The sequence below is a fragment of the Gordonia sp. p3-SID1431 genome (genome assembly GCF_025143765.1).
Classification (GTDB): domain Bacteria; phylum Actinomycetota; class Actinomycetes; order Mycobacteriales; family Mycobacteriaceae; genus Gordonia; species Gordonia hongkongensis.
The window spans coordinates 1-18,001 of the sequence record NZ_JAMBDT010000104.1 but is presented as its reverse complement, the minus strand read 5'-3'; the positions used below and the strand labels follow the sequence as shown (position 1 = coordinate 18,001).

Annotated in this window: 18 protein-coding genes and 2 tRNA genes; 12 read left to right on the top strand and 8 right to left on the bottom strand. The window is 67.9% G+C overall.

Annotated elements, in window-relative coordinates; translation table 11 throughout:
- On the bottom strand, positions 1–1,204 hold a 1,204-nt coding region (locus M4D77_RS20130; RefSeq protein WP_259937171.1), incomplete at its 3' end, for an MFS transporter.
- 151 nt (positions 1,205–1,355) lie between these two features.
- On the opposite strand from M4D77_RS20130, the gene M4D77_RS20125 reads away from it, so the two are divergent.
- The 5 genes from M4D77_RS20125 (at position 1,356) to M4D77_RS20105 (ending at position 4,757) form a co-directional block, all read left to right on the top strand.
- On the top strand, positions 1,356–2,126 hold the full coding sequence (locus tag M4D77_RS20125; protein WP_065632709.1) for a fumarylacetoacetate hydrolase family protein: 771 nt from the start codon (positions 1,356–1,358) through the stop codon (positions 2,124–2,126).
- The gene (locus tag M4D77_RS20120) at positions 2,123–2,947 is read left to right on the top strand and encodes an alpha/beta fold hydrolase (RefSeq protein ID WP_226513654.1); all 825 of its coding nucleotides are present in this window, start codon (positions 2,123–2,125) and stop codon (positions 2,945–2,947) included. The genes M4D77_RS20125 and M4D77_RS20120 overlap by 4 nt, the downstream gene beginning before the upstream one ends.
- Before the next feature lie 46 nt (positions 2,948–2,993).
- Positions 2,994–4,472 (top strand): glutamate--tRNA ligase, encoded by a 1,479-nt coding sequence (gene gltX / locus M4D77_RS20115; protein WP_068970241.1) that lies wholly within the window; start codon positions 2,994–2,996, stop codon positions 4,470–4,472.
- An 86-nt stretch (positions 4,473–4,558) separates the two neighbouring features.
- Positions 4,559–4,630 (top strand) — tRNA-Gln (locus M4D77_RS20110).
- Between the two features lie 54 nt (positions 4,631–4,684).
- Positions 4,685–4,757, top strand: a tRNA-Glu gene (locus M4D77_RS20105).
- A 130-nt stretch (positions 4,758–4,887) separates the two neighbouring features.
- On the opposite strand, the gene M4D77_RS20100 is transcribed toward M4D77_RS20105, so the two are convergent.
- Positions 4,888–5,385 carry a PPOX class F420-dependent oxidoreductase gene (locus tag M4D77_RS20100; protein ID WP_259937169.1) on the bottom strand — a complete coding sequence of 166 codons (498 nt, stop codon included), beginning with the start codon at positions 5,383–5,385 and terminating at the stop codon, positions 4,888–4,890.
- 60 nt (positions 5,386–5,445) lie between these two features.
- On the bottom strand, positions 5,446–6,180 hold the full coding sequence (locus M4D77_RS20095) for an IclR family transcriptional regulator (protein WP_058252125.1): 735 nt from the start codon (positions 6,178–6,180) through the stop codon (positions 5,446–5,448).
- A gap of 107 nt (positions 6,181–6,287) precedes the next feature.
- On the opposite strand from M4D77_RS20095, the gene leuC reads away from it, so the two are divergent.
- The 3 genes from leuC (at position 6,288) to M4D77_RS20080 (ending at position 9,175) form a co-directional block, all read left to right on the top strand.
- Positions 6,288–7,751, top strand: a complete 1,464-nt coding sequence (gene leuC, locus M4D77_RS20090; protein WP_259937167.1) for a 3-isopropylmalate dehydratase large subunit — start codon at positions 6,288–6,290, stop codon at positions 7,749–7,751.
- 51 nt (positions 7,752–7,802) lie between these two features.
- Complete coding sequence (gene leuD, locus M4D77_RS20085; RefSeq protein WP_165629836.1) at positions 7,803–8,396, top strand: 3-isopropylmalate dehydratase small subunit; 594 nt, start codon at positions 7,803–7,805, stop codon at positions 8,394–8,396.
- A gap of 173 nt (positions 8,397–8,569) precedes the next feature.
- The gene (locus M4D77_RS20080) at positions 8,570–9,175 is read left to right on the top strand and encodes an HU family DNA-binding protein (RefSeq protein ID WP_065632715.1); all 606 of its coding nucleotides are present in this window, start codon (positions 8,570–8,572) and stop codon (positions 9,173–9,175) included.
- Between the two features lie 104 nt (positions 9,176–9,279).
- Here the strand turns inward: M4D77_RS20080 and M4D77_RS20075 are convergent, their stop codons facing one another.
- The 3 genes from M4D77_RS20075 to cofC form a co-directional block, all read right to left on the bottom strand.
- Positions 9,280–10,212: an NUDIX hydrolase gene (locus M4D77_RS20075; RefSeq protein WP_259937166.1), complete on the bottom strand. Its 933-nt coding sequence runs from the start codon at positions 10,210–10,212 to the stop codon at positions 9,280–9,282.
- Between the two features lie 44 nt (positions 10,213–10,256).
- Positions 10,257–12,455: an RNA degradosome polyphosphate kinase gene (locus M4D77_RS20070; RefSeq protein WP_065632752.1), complete on the bottom strand. Its 2,199-nt coding sequence runs from the start codon at positions 12,453–12,455 to the stop codon at positions 10,257–10,259.
- A gap of 74 nt (positions 12,456–12,529) precedes the next feature.
- Positions 12,530–13,267, bottom strand: coding sequence for a 2-phospho-L-lactate guanylyltransferase (cofC, locus tag M4D77_RS20065; RefSeq protein ID WP_259937165.1), 738 nt, complete (start codon positions 13,265–13,267; stop codon positions 12,530–12,532).
- Between the two features lie 144 nt (positions 13,268–13,411).
- Here cofC and M4D77_RS20060 point away from each other — a divergent pair, with 144 nt between their 5' ends.
- Positions 13,412–14,419, top strand: a complete 1,008-nt coding sequence (locus M4D77_RS20060) for an NAD(P)H-dependent glycerol-3-phosphate dehydrogenase (protein ID WP_058252120.1) — start codon at positions 13,412–13,414, stop codon at positions 14,417–14,419.
- Between the two features lie 14 nt (positions 14,420–14,433).
- Here the strand turns inward: M4D77_RS20060 and M4D77_RS20055 are convergent, their stop codons facing one another.
- Both M4D77_RS20055 and M4D77_RS20050 read right to left on the bottom strand, forming a co-directional pair.
- On the bottom strand, positions 14,434–15,027 hold the full coding sequence (locus M4D77_RS20055) for a DUF3515 domain-containing protein (protein ID WP_068970242.1): 594 nt from the start codon (positions 15,025–15,027) through the stop codon (positions 14,434–14,436).
- 83 nt (positions 15,028–15,110) lie between these two features.
- The gene (locus tag M4D77_RS20050; RefSeq protein WP_058252118.1) at positions 15,111–15,356 is read right to left on the bottom strand and encodes an Lrp/AsnC ligand binding domain-containing protein; all 246 of its coding nucleotides are present in this window, start codon (positions 15,354–15,356) and stop codon (positions 15,111–15,113) included.
- Positions 15,357–15,581: 225 nt separating this feature from the next.
- Between M4D77_RS20050 and M4D77_RS20045 the strand changes: the two genes are divergently transcribed.
- From M4D77_RS20045 to M4D77_RS20035, 3 genes are read left to right on the top strand one after another with little or no spacing between them, the layout of a single operon-like run.
- The gene (locus M4D77_RS20045; RefSeq protein WP_259937164.1) at positions 15,582–16,625 is read left to right on the top strand and encodes a thiamine-phosphate kinase; all 1,044 of its coding nucleotides are present in this window, start codon (positions 15,582–15,584) and stop codon (positions 16,623–16,625) included.
- 31 nt (positions 16,626–16,656) lie between these two features.
- Positions 16,657–17,178 (top strand): gamma carbonic anhydrase family protein, encoded by a 522-nt coding sequence (locus tag M4D77_RS20040; protein WP_058252116.1) that lies wholly within the window; start codon positions 16,657–16,659, stop codon positions 17,176–17,178.
- 26 nt (positions 17,179–17,204) lie between these two features.
- The gene (locus M4D77_RS20035; RefSeq protein WP_226513652.1) at positions 17,205–17,888 is read left to right on the top strand and encodes a uracil-DNA glycosylase; all 684 of its coding nucleotides are present in this window, start codon (positions 17,205–17,207) and stop codon (positions 17,886–17,888) included.
- Positions 17,889–18,001 lie beyond the last annotated feature (113 nt).

Sequence of the window (18,001 nt, the reverse complement as noted above, 5' to 3'; positions counted from 1 at the left end):
CCCGCATCCGGTCGCGCGGGACCAGGGGCGTCGCGATAAGCGGTGCCAGGGCGGTCGCGGCAAAGGCGATCGGGAAACCGACGGTCGCGATGAGTGCTCCGAGAAGCGGTGTGGTCGCCGCGGTCACCAGATACTGTCCGGTGTTCTGCACGGCGAGTCCGCGTCCGCTCCATTCCGGTCCGACGTACTCGGCTATGGCGGTGAACGCCAAGCCGTTGTCGGCCACCGAGATGACACTCGCCACCGCCATGAGCGCGGGCGCGAGTGGGCTGTCGAACCAGTCGGCGATCGCGAGCGCGGACATGGCGGCGACACCGGCCACCGCGATCACGCGGACCGGTCGCATCCGCGACATCCAGGCGTCCGACCACCGTCCGGCGACGATCCGGCCCAGTGCACCGATGATCTGGGTCACGGTGATCAGGGTTCCGGCGCCGGCCGGTGACCACCCGTGCGCGACGATCAGCCAGGTCGGTACGAAGGTCCACAGCATGGACTGGGGGATGACCAGCAGCATGCTGACGATGTGGATGCGTGCGAGGAAAGAGTTGTCGCGGTAGGGATTCGTGCGCGGGGGAGGGTTGCCGACCGTCGACGCGGGAGCCGGCCGACGCGGCGGATCGGTGATGCCGACGACCACCGCGACGAGTCCTGCAGCAGTCACCACGGCTGGGATCGCCAGTGCCGCAGCGGGTCCCGAACTCGCTGCGACAACCGGCATGGTGAGAGCGCAGACGCCGATCCCCAGCGGTTGTGCCATCTGCCGGATGCCCATCGCAGTCCCACGCTGGTGTGCGGGAAACCAGCCGACGACGATGCGACCGCTGGCCCCGTTCGCCGCCCCCGAGCCGAGACCGCCCACGAAGAGCGCGGCACCCACGACGGCATAGGACGCATCGGCTGACGCGGCGACGGTCGCCCCGGTCGCGCCGGCGAGCGAGATCGACAGCGACAGCAGGAGGATCCGTCGTTCGCCGTAGCGGTCCAACAGGATTCCCCACGGGATCGTCGCCGCCATCAGTCCGACCGTCGGGATCGCGGCAAGCGCCGAGGCCTGGGTGAGGGTGAGTCCGGCGTCGGTGTGCAGCGTGGGGATCAGGTAGGCGACACCGCTGACCACACAAGTCGTGGTGAGCGCGGCGAGCAGCGAGCACCCGAGGATGATCCACCTTCGGGCAGTGGTGATGTCGTCGACATCGGTCATGGTCTACTCACCTCGCTGCCTGTCCGGACCCGGTGAACCGGGGTTGGATATCTCAATATATGAAACAGTGTGACCACATTGTAAAACCGGCACCGACGTCCGCCAACTCGTCTCCCAACGTGTGGGATCGGCGGTGCGATAGGGTCTGGACATGCGCTTAGGTCGAATTGCGAGTCCTGACGGCGTGGCCTTCGTGTCCGTCGAGGGCGACGGAGACGACGCCGTCGTCAAGGAGATCGCCGAACATCCCTTCGGTACGCCGACGTTCACCGGCCGGTCGTGGAAGCTGGCGGATGTCCGGGTGTTGGCGCCGATCCTCGCCAGCAAGGTGATCTGCATCGGCAAGAACTACGCCGCACACGCGGCGGAGATGGGCGGCGAGGCGCCCGCCGACCCGGTGATCTTCCTCAAGCCCAACACTTCGATCATCGGCCCCGAGGTGCCCATCGTGCGTCCGCCGTCGTCGCAACGGGTCGATTACGAGGGGGAGCTCGCGGCCGTCATCGGACGCCCGTGCAAGGACGTGAAGGCCGCGCAGGCCAAGGGCGTGATCCTCGGATACACGGTCGCCAACGACGTAACCGCCCGCGACCACCAGCAGGCCGACGGTCAGTGGACCCGCGGCAAGGGGTACGACACCTTCTGTCCGCTCGGCCCGTGGATCGACACCTCGCTCGATCCGTCGGACGTCGAACTCGTGACGGAACTCGACGGCGAGGTCAAGCAGCGGACCCGGACATCGCTGATGCTCCACGACGTCGGTGAGATCGTCGAGTGGATCTCGCGCGTGATGACCCTGCTGCCCGGCGACGTGATCCTCACGGGCACCCCGGAAGGGGTCGGGCCCATGGTCGCCGGTCAACGTATCTCGGTGACCGTCGACGGTATCGGTACGCTCTCCAACCCGGTGGTGGACAAGTGACAGCTCCCAGCACGGCCCGTGTCAACGGGATCGACATCTCCTACAGCCTCGCCGGGTCGGGCCCGCTCGTGGTCATGGTCATGGGAACCGGAAGTCCCGGCCGCGTCTGGAAGGCGCATCAGGAACCCGCGCTGGTGAAAGCCGGCTTCACCGTCGTGACGTTCGACAACCGCGGTGTCGCACCGTCGTCGGAGTGCGCCGAGGGTTTCACGCTCGACGACATGGTCGCCGACACCGCGGCCCTGATCGAACACCTCGGCCGCGGTCCGGCGATCGTGATCGGCACCTCGTTGGGTGCCCGGATCACCCAGGAGCTGGCGCTGGCCCGCCCCGACGTGGTCAAGGCGGCGGTGATGGTTGCGACGTACGGCCGCAACACCCCACTGCAGGAAGCGATCTCGGCCGGTGAGCGGGCCCTCTACGACAACAAGATCAAGCTGCCACCGGAGTACGAGGCCGCCATCACCGCGCATCTCAACCTGTCGCCGCACACGCTCGACGACGACCGCACCGCGCGAGACTGGCTCGACATCATCGGCTTCTCCCAGCAGACGATCACCCCGGGCGTCCGCGCACAGCTCGAACTCCACAACAAGGAGTCCAACCGTCTCGCGGCGTACCGCGGCATCACCCGGCCCGCGCTGGTCGTCGGATTCGCCGACGACCGGACCCTGCCGGCGAAGCTGGCGCGCGAAGTCGCCGAGGCCATTCCAGGCGCGGAGTACGTCGAGATCGAGCGGGCCGGTCATTTCGGTTATCTCGAACAGCCGGCCGAGGTGAACCGGGTCCTGGTGGAGTTCTGCGAGCGCCACCGGGCCTGACGGCGGGCGTGCGGGGGCGGCGGTCGGCTTCGATACGCTGAGCCTCATGACCAGTAGTGAGGCCGTTCGCGTCCGATTCTGTCCATCCCCGACCGGCACTCCCCACGTGGGACTCGTGCGGACCGCGCTCTTCAATTTCGCGCAGGCCCGGCACGACGGTGGCACCTTCGTCTTCCGCATCGAGGACACCGACTCGTCGCGAGACAGCGAAGAATCCTACGAGGCCATCCTCGACGCTTTGCGCTGGCTCGGTCTCGACTGGGACGAGGGGCCGGAGGTGGGCGGACCCTACGGTCCCTACCGGCAGTCCGAGCGGCGGGAACTCCATGCCGACGTCGTCGCCCGCCTTCTCGAGGCCGGCGAGGCCTACGAGGCGTTCTCGACCCCGGAAGAGGTTGAGGCCCGGCACCGCGCCGCCGGACGCGACCCCAAGCTCGGGTACGACAACTTCGATCGTGACCTGACGCCCGAGCAACGTGCGGCCTACCTCGCCGAAGGACGTAAACCCGTTGTCCGCCTGCGGATGCCGGACACCGACCTCACCTGGGACGATCTCGTGCGCGGCACGACGACGATCAAGGCGGGTACCGTTCCCGACTTCGCGCTGACCCGTGCGACCGGCGATCCGCTCTACACGCTGGTCAACCCGGTCGACGACGCGATGATGAAGATCACCCATGTGCTGCGCGGCGAGGATCTCCTGTCGTCGACTCCGCGGCAGCTCGCGCTGTACGACGCGCTGATCCGAATCGGCGTCGCCGACGCCGTGCCGGCCTTCGGGCACCTGCCCTTCGTGATGGGTGAGGGCAACAAGAAGCTCTCCAAGCGCGACCCCCAGTCGAACCTCTTCCACCATCGCGACCGCGGTTTCATCCCCGAGGGTCTGCTCAACTACCTCGCGCTGCTCGGCTGGGGTTACAAGAGCGATGTCGACGTCTTCAGCCTGGCCGAGATGATCGCGGCTTTCGATGTGCGACAGGTCAACTCGAACCCCGCACGGTTCGATCAGAAGAAGGCCGACGCCATCAACGCCGAGCACATCCGGATGCTCGAGGTCGCCGACTTCACGGCGCGGCTGCGCTCGTATCTCGTCGCGCAGGGCAAGCTCCCCGAGAGCGCCGACGACGAGACCTTCGCGGCTCTGGCCGAACTGGTGCAGACGCGTATCCAGGTCCTCGGCGACGCGTGGGACCTCATCTCCTTCGCCTACGTCTCCGACGACGAGTTCACGATCGACGAGAAGGCGGCGAGCAAGAACCTGGGCGCCGACGCGGTGCCGGTCCTGGACGCCACCATCGCCGCGGTCGAGTCGCTGGACTCCTTCACCACCGCCGCACTGCAGGACGCACTGAATGCTGCGCTGGTGGACGATCTGGGGCTCAAACCGCGCAAGGCGTTCGGTCCGGTACGCGTGGCGGTGACCGGCTCCCAGGTCAGTCCGCCGCTCTTCGAATCGATGGAGATCCTGGGTCGCGACAAGACGCTCGCGCGGCTGGCCTCGGCACGGGAGATCGCAGCCAAATAGTGCCGCTGAGCTGCACGTTTGTGGACTTACGGTGACCCTTTGATACTCTCTTTCTCGGCAGTTTTCCGCAAGGAGAATCAAGCCAATGGGGTATGGTGTAATTGGCAACACAGCGGTTTCTGGTACCGCCATTCTAGGTTCGAGTCCTGGTACCCCAGCGGACAGAAAGAGATCGAGACCGTGCTAAGGTCTTGATCGCCGGAAGTTCCCATGGCCCCGTCGTCTAGCGGCCTAGGACGCCGCCCTCTCAAGGCGGTAGCGCGGGTTCGAATCCCGTCGGGGCTACGAGAAACACCCTTCCTCTGCCATGCAGGGGGAGGGTGTTTTTCATTGCGCGACAGACCATCTCGTCCGTGTTGCGATGATCACACCGAAACACGGACGAGGGTCAGAAGGTGTCGCGCCGGGACTGCGGTCAGAGGAATTCGGCGGTGGTGCCCGAGGCCGGCATCTCGGGGATGCCGAGCTTGCGGTGGTCCCAGGAACGGGTGCGGGACGGACGGATCCGGACGGCGACGCGCTTGTTCATCATCTGCTCGACGAATGGTCGCGATTCTTCGGTGTAGGGCGCTGTGTAGCGTTCCCAGACGCTGATGCCGACCTTCAGGCACGAGTCCGGGTCGTCGAGGATCTCGGCAGTGCCCTCGAAGGTGACGCCGCGCAGTGTGTCGTAGGTGTCACCGTCCTCGATCATCACCGAGCACCGGTTGTTGCGACGGATGTTGACCGCCTTCTGCGACTTGGATTTGGTCTCGAACCAGATCTCGCCGTCGATGATCCCGTACCACATCGCCACGAGGTGGATGCTCCCGTCCGCTCCGGTGGTGGCGAGGGTCGCGGTCCGGCTGCGCGCCACGAACTCCGCGATCTCGGCCTCGGTCATGACGATCTGATTGCGTTGGTTGACTCCCATTCCCCGACGCTAGCCCACCGGCGGGTCCATCGGAACCGCTCCGGGTGCAACGGCTCTGGGTCAGGGACGTGCGGCCTGGAGGCGTTTGTGGATGGCGTCGGCGGCGGCGAGCAGATCGGCGGCCCAGCGTGCACCGGGTCGTCGGCCCATCCGGTCGATCGGCCCGGACACCGAGATCGCGGCGACCACGTCACCGTTGCCGTCGCGCACGGGAGCCGACACACTCGCGACTCCGGCGGCGCGTTCACCGGCACTCTGGGCCCACCCGCGCCGGCGGATCTCGTGCAGTGCGCGCTCGCTGAAGACGCTGTCCGGCACGAGCGCGCGCTGGGTGGCAGGGTCGGCCCAGGCGAGGAGGACTTTCGCCGCGGACCCTGCGCTCATGGGGAAGCGGGTGCCCACCGGCACGGTGTCACGCAGGCCGGTCGGTGGTTCCATCGCGGCGACGCAGACGCGTTCGGCACCTTCGCGGCGATAGACCTGAACCGATTCGCCGGTGATGTCGCGGAGCCGGGGGAGGACCATGAGAGCCGACTCGGTGACGGGATCGTGTGCCGAGGAGGCGAGTTCGCCGAGGACGGGGCCGGGCTGCCAGCGGCCGGTGACATCCCTGGTCAGAAAGCGGTGCGTCTCGAGTCCGACGGCGAGTCGATGTGCCGTCGCCCGGGGCAGACCGGTGCGCTCGCAGAGCTCGGAGAGATTGCACGGCGCCTCGGCGATCGCGTGCAGCACCGCCACGGACTTGTCGAGCACTCCGATTCCGCTGCTGACCGCGGATGCGGTATCCTTTCCCATAGGACGATACTAGCTGTCCAAATAGTGAGATGCACGTTCGAAACACAGCCAGAACGTCAACACCGCGTGCAGAGTCCGAAGAACCCGAGCAGATAACGAGTGAAGCCATGAGCAACAGCCCAGCCCAGCCGCTGACTCTCGCCGAGAAGGTGTGGCGCGACCATGTCGTCGTCCCCGGTGACGTCGATGCGTCCGGCAACACCAATCCAGACCTGATCTACATCGATCTCCACCTCGTCCACGAGGTCACCAGCCCCCAGGCCTTCGAGGGTCTGCGCCTCGCCGGTCGTCCGGTCCGCCGACCGGATCTGACCATCGCGACCGAGGACCACAACGTCCCGACGGTGGACATCGACAAGCCCATCGCCGATCCCGTGTCGCGGACCCAGGTCGACACGCTGCGCAGCAACTGCGAGGAATTCGGCGTCCGCCTTCATCCCATGGGTGACGCCGAGCAGGGCATCGTCCACGTGGTGGGGCCGCAGTTGGGCCTGACCCAACCCGGCATGACCGTCGTGTGCGGTGACAGCCACACCTCGACGCACGGTGCCTTCGGAGCGATCGCGATGGGTATCGGTACCAGTGAGGTCGAGCACGTCCTGGCGACGCAGACCCTCTCGCTGCGCCCGTTCAAGACGATGGCGATCAATGTCGACGGCGAGCTCCCGCCCGGTGTGACGAGCAAGGACCTGATCCTCGCGATCATCGCGAAGATCGGCACCGGCGGCGGGCAGGGTTACGTGCTGGAGTACCGCGGGGAGGCGATCCGCAAGCTCTCCATGGAAGCGCGGATGACGGTGTGCAACATGTCGATCGAGGCAGGCGCCCGGGCGGGGATGATCGCACCCGATGAGGTCACCTACGAGTTCCTCAAGGGCCGCCCGCATGCCCCGTCGGGTGCCGATTGGGATGCTGCCGTTGCCTATTGGGACAGTCTGCGCACCGATCCCGGTGCCACCTTCGACGCCGAGGTGCACATCGACGCCGCCTCGCTGACCCCGTTCGTCACGTGGGGGACCAATCCGGGACAGGGTGCACCGCTCGGCGCCGCGGTACCCGACCCGGCGGAGTACGGCGACGAGGTCAAGGCGAGTGCCGCGGCCAAGGCGCTGGAGTACATGGGCCTCGAGCCCGGAACGCCGCTGCGCGACATCAAGGTCGACACGGTCTTCGTCGGCTCCTGCACCAACGGGCGGATCGAGGACCTGCGCGAGGTCGCCGGCATCCTCAAGGGGCGCAGGGTCGCGGACGGGATGCGGATGCTCATCGTGCCCGGTTCGATGCGGGTGCGTGCACAGGCCGAGGACGAAGGTCTCGGCGAGATCTTCCTCGCGGCCGGCGCCGAATGGCGGCAGGCCGGGTGCTCGATGTGCCTCGGCATGAACCCCGACCAGCTCGCCCCGGGGGAGCGGTGTGCGTCGACCTCCAACCGCAATTTCGAAGGGCGCCAGGGCAAGGGTGGCCGAACGCACCTCGTGTCTCCGGGAGTGGCAGCGGCCACCGCGCTGCGCGGCACCTTGTCCGCGCCCGCCGACCTGGACGCACAGCCGGCGCCCGCCGATCTCGGTTGAGTCACGGTCCGACCCATATCCCAGCCACATCATTCGAACAGGGGCTTTCTCATGGAACCGTTCACCGAACACACCGGTATCGGTGTCCCGCTGCGTCGCAGCAACGTCGACACCGACCAGATCATCCCGGCCGTCTATCTGAAGCGGGTGACGCGCACCGGCTTTGAGGACGGTCTGTTCGCCGGTTGGCGGACCGATCCCGACTTCATCCTCAACAACGAGCCCTGGAGCCGCGGGTCGGTCCTGGTCGCCGGTCCCGACTTCGGCACCGGGTCGTCGCGTGAACACGCGGTCTGGGCGCTGTCCGATTTCGGCTTCCGCGTGGTGATCTCGTCGCGTTTCGCCGACATCTTCCGCGGCAACTCGGGCAAGGCGGGTCTGGTGGCCGCGCAGGTCGAGCAGCCCGACGTCGAACTGCTGTGGAAGCGCCTCGAGGAGAATCCTGGCCTCGAAGTGACGGTGAGCCTTGTCGATAAGACGGTCACCGCCGGAGACCTCGTGGTGCCGTTGGCAATTGATGACTACACGCGGTGGCGTCTGATGGAGGGTCTCGACGACATCGGACTCACGTTGCGCGAGGTAGAGGCGATTTCCGAGTACGAGTCGGCGCGTCCGGCATTCAAGCCGCGCACCCTCGCGGACTGATTCCGCACCGCCGCGGCGGGGTCATCTCGCCGCGGCGGCACCGTCGTGAGCTGCCATGCCATTTCGCAACACGGCGTCCTAATTGGCGTGGAAGATGGACGTTTTCACATCCGACGTTTACCGTGTGTTGGTAGCTGGCCGAAACTCGGTCAGATCAGCTTGCGGAGGTACTCATGAACAAGGCGGAGCTCATTGATGAGCTGACCAAGAAGCTCGACGCGGATCGCAAGACTGCGACTGAAGCCGTCGAGCTCGTCGTCGACACGATCGTGCGCGCAGTCAACAAGGGCGAGAGCGTGACGATCACCGGCTTCGGCGTATTCGAGAAGCGGAAGCGCGCACCGCGCGTCGCCCGTAACCCGCGCACCGGCGAGACCGTCAAGGTCCGCGCGACCTCGGTGCCGGCGTTCCGTCCGGGCGCTCAGTTCAAAGCCGTTGTGGCGGGCAAGCAGAAGCTGTCCGCGACCGGTCCGGCTGTGAAGCGCGGAAGCGGGGCCACCACCACGGCAGCCAAGAAGGCTGCGCCGGCGAAGAAGACGGCCGCCAAGAAGACGACCGCCGCCGCCAAGAAGACCACGGCGGCCAAGAAGGCTCCGGCGAAGACCACGGCGGCCAAGAAGACCACCGCGGCCAAGAAGGCTCCGGCGAAGACCACGGCGGCCAAGAAGGCTCCGGCCAAGAAGGCGGCGCCGGCGAAGAAGGCCACCGCGGCGAAGAAGGCTCCGGCCAAGAAGACTGCCGCGAAGAAGACCGCGGCGAAGAAGACCACCCGTCGCTGACCTGCGGGACAACCGCGGTCGACGACCACAATTCAGCCCCCGGCGTACTTCCCCCGCCGGGGGCTGAATCGTGTTCGGGGTCAACCGGCGGAGGGGCGCGGGACTCAGGCTGTCGGGAGCGGCCCGGCGATGTGATCGGCCGCCACCAGCCGGCCGTCGAACAGGGACAGAACCCACACACTGCCCTTGCGGTTGGAGGCCTTGGGAAGCGGGATCGAGTCGCGCTCGGACCACCAGTCCATGAGGGGCGGGATCACCTTGCCCTGACTGCAGACCGCCAGGGTCGACGTCGTGTCGGCGGCGAGTTCGAGGATCCGGCGTTGCGCCGCTGCCGGATTGGTCCGATACGTCTCCTCCGACAGATCCGGCTCGCTGTGCAACTCGACCCCCAGCCGGTCGCGTAGCGGTTCCAGGGTCTGCTCACAGCGGACGCGATCGGCCGAGTGCACCCGGCTCGCCCCGAACGCGATCAGCAATGGGGCGAGGGCGGCGGCTTGCGCCCGGCCGAGTTTGTCGAGGGGCCGCAACCGGTCGTCGCCCTTGTAGGTCGAGCGCCGGCCGGCCTTGGCGTGCCGTACCAACAGGAACGTGTGCAGGTCCGCGGGTAGCCGCACGAACTCCTCGAGGATCGTGCGATCGAGCGGATAGCTCAACATCTCCCGGGCCTCGTCGACGGAGAGCCACCGCAGCTCGTCGACCTCGTGCCCGGCGACGAACTCTCCGTCGGACGCTCGCGCCGACCAGTAGCGCACATGCTTGCGGGTACTGCCGAGGTCGTAGTGGACGTCGTCCAGGTGCCGGCCGAGAACGACGTGTTCGCCCGTCTCCTCGGCGATCTCGCGCACCGCCGTGTCGATGAGGGTCTCGCCCGGCTCGGCCTTTCCCTTGGGCAGCGTCCAGTCGTCGTACTTGGGGCGGTGGACGACCGCGATCTCGACATCGTCGATCTCGGCGGCATCGTTCCCGGTCGGACCGGGGACAACCGGTCGCCAGACCACACCGCCGGCGGCCCACACCTCATTCGTCTTCTTCGCCATGTCGATGGTGATCGTAGAGGTCGAAGGTTACGCGTCGGTGCCGGTCACGAACTGGTCTCCGGCCGACGACGATTGCGCCGCATCATCTGTCGCTGATGGTCGCGCACCTCTTCGCCCTCGGCGGGTGAGGCCACCCAGCTCCCGTCGGACTGCAGGACCCAGCAGCGGGTCCGCGGATCGAGGGCGGAGGCGAAGATGTCACCGAGTTCACCGGCCAGACGCTCGTCACGGACGTTCACCATGACCTCCACGCGCCGATCGAGATTGCGGTGCATCATGTCCGCGCTGCCGAACCAGTACTCGTTCTGCGCACCGAAATACAGGATTCGGGAGTGCTCGAGGAACTGCCCCAGGATCGACCGCACGTGGATGTTGTCGCTGTAACCCTCGACCCCGGGCCGCAGCGCGCTGATGCCACGGACGACGACGTCGACGGGCACCCCGCTCTGCGAGGCCCGGTACAGCGCATCGATCACCTGCTCGTCGACCAGTGCATTCGCCTTGAGCTGGATTCTCGCGCGCGTGTCGCCGTCGCGGAACAGCTCGATCTCGCGATGGATCCGTTTGATGATGCCCGCCCGGATGCCGTGCGGCGCAACGAGGATGTTGCGGTACTCCTGCTTGCGGGAGTAGCCGGTCAAGGTGTTGAACAGGTCGGTCAGGTCGGCGCCGATGTCGGGGGCGGCGGTCAGCAGGCCCACGTCCTCGTAGAGCCGCGCGGTCTTCGGGTTGTAGTTGCCGGTCCCGATGTGGCAGTACCGCTTGATCGTCGAGCCCTCGCGACGCACCACCAGGCAGGTCTTGCAGTGGGTCTTCAAACCGACGAGGCCGTAGACGACGTGGACGCCGGCCTGTTCCAGTTTGCGGGCCCACTTGATGTTCGCCTGCTCGTCGAAGCGGGCCTTGATCTCCACCAGCGCGACGACCTGCTTCCCGGCCTCGGCGGCGTCGATGAGCGCGTTGACGATCGGGGAGTCGCCGGAGGTGCGGTACAGCGTCTGCTTGATGGCCAGGACCTGCGGGTCGGCCGCGGCCTGCTCGATGAACCGCTGCACGCTCGTCGAGAACGAGTCGTACGGATGGTGGACGAGTACGTCACCGTCGCGAAGAGTAGAGAACACGCTCTTGGGTGTCTCTCGCTCGCCGAACGCGGGGTGGGTGGCGGGGACGAACGGACGGTCCTTGAGATGCGGGCGGTCGAGCGCGTAGATCTCGAAAAGTGATGACAGATCGAGGAGTCCGGGCACCTGGATGACGTCGGCGGGGTCCACCTCGAGCTCGCGCAGCAACAACTCGAGCATGTGCTCGCTCATGTCGTCGGCGACCTCGAGCCGCACCGGCGAGCCGAACCGACGGCGCGCGAGTTCTCGCTCGAGCGCCTGGAGGAGGTCCTCGTCGCGGTCCTCTTCGACCTCGAAGTCGGCGTTGCGGGTGATCCGGAAGACGTGGTGCTCAACGATTTCCATACCCGGGAACAACGTCCCGAGGTTGGCCGCGATCAGACTCTCCAACGGTAGGAACACCGCGCTCCTGGCGGCCTTGTCGTCGTCGGACGCCCGAGCGGGCGACAGCCGGTCGACGCGGATGAAGCGGTTCACGTTGTCCGGTACCTTGACCCGCGCGAAGTGCTCGCCGCTCTCGTTGACGTCGCGGACCGTGACCGCGAGGTTCAGCGACAACCCGCTGATGTACGGGAACGGATGAGCGGGGTCGACCGCCAGGGGCGTCAGGACCGGAAATACCTCGTCCTGGAAATAATCGGTCATCCGCGCCTGCTGCTCGGCGGTGAGCTGCGACCAGGACACCACGTAGATGTCGTTGTCGGCCAACGCCGGTCGGACCGAATCGAGGAAGACGCGCGCGTGCCGGTCGGCGACGGTCTGCGCGCGTCCGGCGATGCGCATGAGTTGTTCTCGCGGCGACAGGCCGTCGGCGGACCGGACCGACAGGCCGGTCTCGTCGCGCCGCTTGAGTCCGGCCACCCGCACCATGAAGAACTCGTCGAGGTTCGAGGCGAAGATGGCGAGGAACTTCGCACGATCGAGGAGCGGCAGGGAGGTGTCCTCGGCGAGCGCGAGCACCCGGGAGTTGAAGTCCAGCCAGCTCAATTCCCGGTTGAGGTAACGGTCCTCGGGCAGGTCGGCGGATTCGTCGGGCACCAGGGTGGCGGCCGGCGGGGCATGCGGGATCGGTGTCGTGGTGACCGTGGCGGTCTGCGATACGTCATCGTCGGCGGGGCTCACCCCCCAATGATGACCCATCGCCGTCCCCGGCGTACACGCCCGCCGGTCGGACGCTTGTCGATTGCGGGTCGGGGTCAGAGATCACGCAGCGCAGCGACGGTGTGCGGTCCGAGGCCGAGCTCGCGGGCGACGCCCAGGTCCGCCGCGGTGTCGACGTCGGTGCGCAGGTCGGCCCACTCCCGGCCGGCCGGATCGAGTTCGACGGCGCCGGCGGCCCGGTGGGCGGCCGCCGAACCGGGACCGAAACGGGGAGCGGGGACGCCGGTACCGGTGCCGTGCAGCAGCACCGTCCCGGATCCGTCCCGGTCGGTGACGAAGCTCGAGCGGTGTTCACCGGCGGCGCGCAACACGGCGGCGACGGACGTGCTCGTCGCCGCCGGCAGATCGGCCTGCACGTACATCAGGCCCGTCGACTCGGGCCACGCCTCGCGCGCCCAGCGCGCACCCTCGACGAACGCGGAGTTGAGACCGGCGTCCGCGGGTGCCCGGTGCGGCGACTCGCTCAGGCCGCGCATGCCCGAGCGCCGCGCCGCGGCGAGCACCTCGTCGTCGGGGCTGACGACGACGAGCCGAGAGATCCCGGCGCCGCGCAAGGCGTCGACGGTGTCGAGGAACATCGCCAGGACGAGGGAACCCCGGGCGACGGGGTCGTCACCCTCGAATGCGGTGGACAGCGTCGCCGCCAGTCGTGACTTCGCGCGGTGCAGATTCTTGACCGCCAGCACGGCCGCGACCGACGTCGCGACGGGCTCGTTGCCCCCCGCGTCGACGACCGTCGAGTCGGCGCCCGCGCCGACGGTGCTGTGTTCCATGCCGACCATCATGATGCACCGACCCCTGGTCGGTGACATTCCGGGTCGGCCATACCCGGCAGGCACTAGGGTGAGCAGGGTCGGCCGTCCGGCCGGCGCCGGCGGTGGGAATACGGAATTGGGCTTGCCCGGTGGGAGGTTGCGGTGCGCGCAGCGGTGATGGGTGCGGGTTCCTGGGGAACCTCGGTGGCGAAGGTGCTGGTCGATGCCGGTACCGACACCGTGATCTGGGCGCGGCGACCCGAACTCGCCGAGGCGATCAACACCGAGCACGTCAACGCCGACTATCTACCCGGCATCGCGCTGCCCGCCGCGCTCACCGCGACGAGTTCGGCGGTCGATGCCCTGCTCGGCGCCGACGTCGTCGTCTGCGGTGTCCCGTCGCAGTCGTTGCGCCCCAACCTGACGCAGTGGACGCCCTACATCGGGTCGGATGCGTCGTTGGTGTCGCTCGCCAAGGGCATCGAATCCAACACCCTGCTGCGGATGAGTGAGGTCATCGCCGAGGTGACCGGTGTCGCCGACGACCGGATCGCGGTGCTGACCGGGCCGAACCTGGCACGCGAGATCGCGGAGGGTCAACCGGCGGCGACCGTGATCGCCTGTGCCGACGAGGCGCGGGCGGTGACGCTGCAGAGCGCGTTCAGTACGCGATACTTCCGGCCGTACACCAACACCGACGTCGTCGGATGTGAGATCGGCGGCTCTGCGAAGAACGTCATCGCGCTGGCCTGCGGGATGGCCAGCGGCATCGGGTTCGGTCAGAACACCCTGGCGACGATCATCACTCGTGGGCTCGCCGAGACGATCCGGTTGGGCGTCGCGGTGGGCGCGCAGATCGAGACGCTGGCGGGTCTCGCCGGGATCGGGGATCTCGTCGCGACGTGTTCGTCGCCGTTGTCGCGCAACCGCACGTTCGGCGCGCGGCTGGGGGAGGGTGCCACCATGGCGCAGGCTCAGGAGGCCACCAACGGGCAGGTCGCCGAGGGCGTCAAGTCGTGCTCGTCGGTGCGTGCGCTGGCCGAGCGACACCAGGTGCCGATGCCGCTCACCGACGCGGTCCACCAGGTCTGTCACGACGGCATGTCGGTGGCCGACGCGGTCAATTCGCTGTTGGGCCGCAGCACCAAGCCGGAGATCTACCGGGACTGAGCGCCCGCCGCCGATCAGCCGAAGTCGAGCGGTCCCCGTTCGAGGGTGCGGTCGATCAGTCCCGAGATGTCGGTGATGGGTCCGTTGCCGGCGTTCGTCGGAATCCACATCGCGACATAGGGCCGGTGGTCGACGCACACATAGGCCTGGCCCGAGCCGTCGACCGTGTCCGTGATGAACCACTGGACCCCGGCCTGGCCGGCGGCGTGGATCTCCTGGAGATTGCTGGTGGGAGACAGCTCGGCAGGTCGGGTCACCCCGCACCGAAGTGTCATGTCGTCGCCCGGGCCGGTCGACGGCCACGTCGCGCGGTCGCCGGAGACCTCTTTGGTGCCGAAACCCTCGAAGGTGTCCGGTGCTTCGGTGAGCAAGCGGGTGCACTCCGCGGCGACCGGGCCGACGGAGTCGTAGGACTCGATCGGGGTCACCGGATCGGGGCGCATCGCGGCGAACACGATGAAGCCGGCGAGCACCATCACCGGAATGGCTACCAGGGTCGCGACGAGTGCGGGGCTGAGACGTCCGCCGCCGCCATACCGCGCGGAGTCCTCGGCGGATTCGCCGTCGACGGGATCCTGCTGGGTGTCATCCGAACCTGCTGACGTCACCCCACAACAGTAGGAGTCGGTCTGCCGAACCCGCGCACGGGGACCCGTCACGATCACCGTCGTGGGCGGCCGGCCGACGCCCCTCAGCGCGTCGTGGGGACCACCGGGCAGGTCAGGGTGCGGGTGATCCCGTCCACCTTCTGGATCTGCGGAACCACGTTCTCGGTCAGGTGGGTGGCATCGGAGGCGTCGACCCGGACGATCACGTCGTACGGCCCACTGACCTCTTCCGACGAGGCGACCCCGGCGATCTCGGCGATGGTCGCGGCTGCGAGGGCGGCCCTGCCGACCTCGGTCTGGATCAGTATGTATGCCTGAACCACGGACATCCTCTCCGTCTGTGTCGTTCCCGGGCCACATCGTATGGGGCACATCGTCGACACGGGCTGTCGTACCGGCGGCTCGGCGCATGCGCGGTCGTCGGGCAGTGCACGACTGCCGCGGGCGGCCGGACTGTTGCGGATCGCTCTCGCCCGGCGGCCCCATACACTGTGGCACACATTGTCACCGACAACCCCGTGCGCGCGCGACCGGAAGAGGAAAGGCCCCGACGAGTGACCTTCGACGAGACAGGTCGGCAGGACCGCGCGATCGACCGGACCGACACGGTCGGGGCGATCGGTGAGCGTGCCGTGATCGCCGCGTTGACCGCGTCCGCGACCTCCGGTGAGCCCGCCGACGACATCGTGATCGGATCCGGTGACGACGCAGCCGTTCTCGACATCGGGGGATCGGCGGTGATCAGCACCGACACCGTCGTCGAGGGGCGCCACTTCCGATTCGACTGGTCGACGCCGGAGCAGGTCGGCGCCCGCGCGGTGGTGCAGAGTGCCGCCGACGTCGCCGCGATGGGCGGCCGCACAACGGGTCTCGTCGTGTCCATCGCGTGTCCGTCGGACACGCCGGTCGGCGTCGTCCTCGACCTCAACGACGGCGTGGTCCGCGCGGCACACGGACAGGGGGCCCGGGTGCTGGGCGGCGACCTCGTCGCGGCCGGTCAGGTGGTGGTGAGTGTCACCGCGGTCGGCGCGCTCGAGGGTCGGCCCCCCGTCTCGCTGGGCGGTGCCCGGCCTGGTGACGTCCTCGCGGTGAGCGGTCCGCTGGGGGCCAGCGCCGCGGGACTCGCGGTGCTGTCCGATCCGCGTCCCATGGTCAGCGATTGGTCGGAACTGGTTGCACTGCACCGAGTTCCGAACCCCGACCTCACCCAGGGGCCGGTCGCCGCGGCGGCAGGTGCGCACGCCATGACCGACATCTCCGACGGTCTGGTCGAGGAACTGCTCACGATGTCGAGGGCTGCCCAGGTCGCCATGACCGTGCATGGCGACGCCGTACCGCGGCGCCCGGATCTGGCTGCCGCGGCAAGCGAACTCGGGGCGGACGTCGACCGCTGGGTACTGGTCGGCGGCGAGGACCATCACCTGCTCGCGGCGTTCGGCGGGCCCGCGGTGGTGCCGCCAGGGTGGACCGTCATCGGCTCGGTGGGGGAGAAGTCCTCGTCGGCGCCCGAGGTCTGGGTCGACGACCGCCGGGTCGGTGGGCCCGACGGTCTCGAACTGCACGGGTGGCAGTCCTTCGCCGACCCGACTGGTGACTGAGGTCCCCGGGGCGCACCATTAGAGTCGCCTCATGGCGATCTACGCACTCGACGACCGAGAACCGGTTCTGGGACAGGACACCTACGTGCACCCGGACGCGGTGGTGATCGGCGCGGTCACCCTGGGCGACGGTGTCTCGGTGTGGCCGGGCGCGGTACTCCGCGGCGACTACGGGACCATCACCGTCGGCGCCCGCAGCAACATCCAGGACGGCACCGTCATCCACTGCACGGTTCTCGACCCGACCGTGATCGGCGAACGGTGCGTCGTCGGACACAACGCGCACATAGAGGGCGCGACGATCGGAAACGACTGCCTCATCGCCTCGGGATCGGTGGTCCTGAACGGGTCCACGGTCGGCGACGGCGCGATCGTCGGAGCCGGCGCGGTGGTCCCGTTCAAGTTCGACGTTCCCTCGCGACGGATGGCGCTCGGTGTACCGGCCCGGCTCCGCGACGGCTACGAGGTACCGGAGGGGCACACCGAACTCAACTGCGAGATGTACTTCCAGAACGCGCAGCACTATCGCACCGCCCTGAAACGACTGGACTAGCGACCGCCCACGACGGAGGCAATCGAGTGACCGCACCACCCAAACCCCTTGCCGAACTGATCGACCCGGGCTGGGCGCAGGCGCTCGCCCCGGTCGAGCCGCTCATCACCGAGATGGGCCGGTTCCTGCGCACCGAGATCGCCGAGGGGCGGCGCTATCTGCCTGCGGGACAACATGTCCTGCGGGCCTTCACGCGCCCCCTCGACGACGTGCGCGTGCTGATCGTCGGGCAGGATCCATACCCGACGCCGGGACACGCCGTCGGACTGAGCTTCTCGGTGGCGCCCGACGTGCGCCCGATCCCGCGTTCCCTGACGAACATCTACACCGAATACTGCGCCGATCTCGGCTACCCCATGCCGACCACCGGGGATCTCACGCCCTGGGCGGACAACGGTGTGCTTCTGTTGAACCGCGTGCTCACGGTGGCCCCCGGCGAGCCGGCCTCTCACCGGGGGAAGGGCTGGGAAGAGGTGACCGAGTGCGCGATCAAGGCGCTTGCCGCCCGCGACGAGCCGCTCGTCGCGATCCTGTGGGGCCGGGACGCCGCGGGACTGGAGAAGTGGCTGCCCGACGTCCCGACCATCGTGTCGGCGCATCCATCACCGTTGTCGGCCTCGCGCGGGTTCTTCGGGTCCCGACCCTTCAGCCGGGCCAACGAGGAACTGTTGGACCTCGGCGCCGAACCGGTGGAGTGGCGTCTGCCGTGACCCTTCGAGGCTCGTCGACCTCGACGCGCTCCTCGCACCTCAGTACCTGCGGCCTGGCGGCCGTCGTGGACTACGAAAGAACACTGTTTGAGCGTCCACATCTCTGCTCCCTG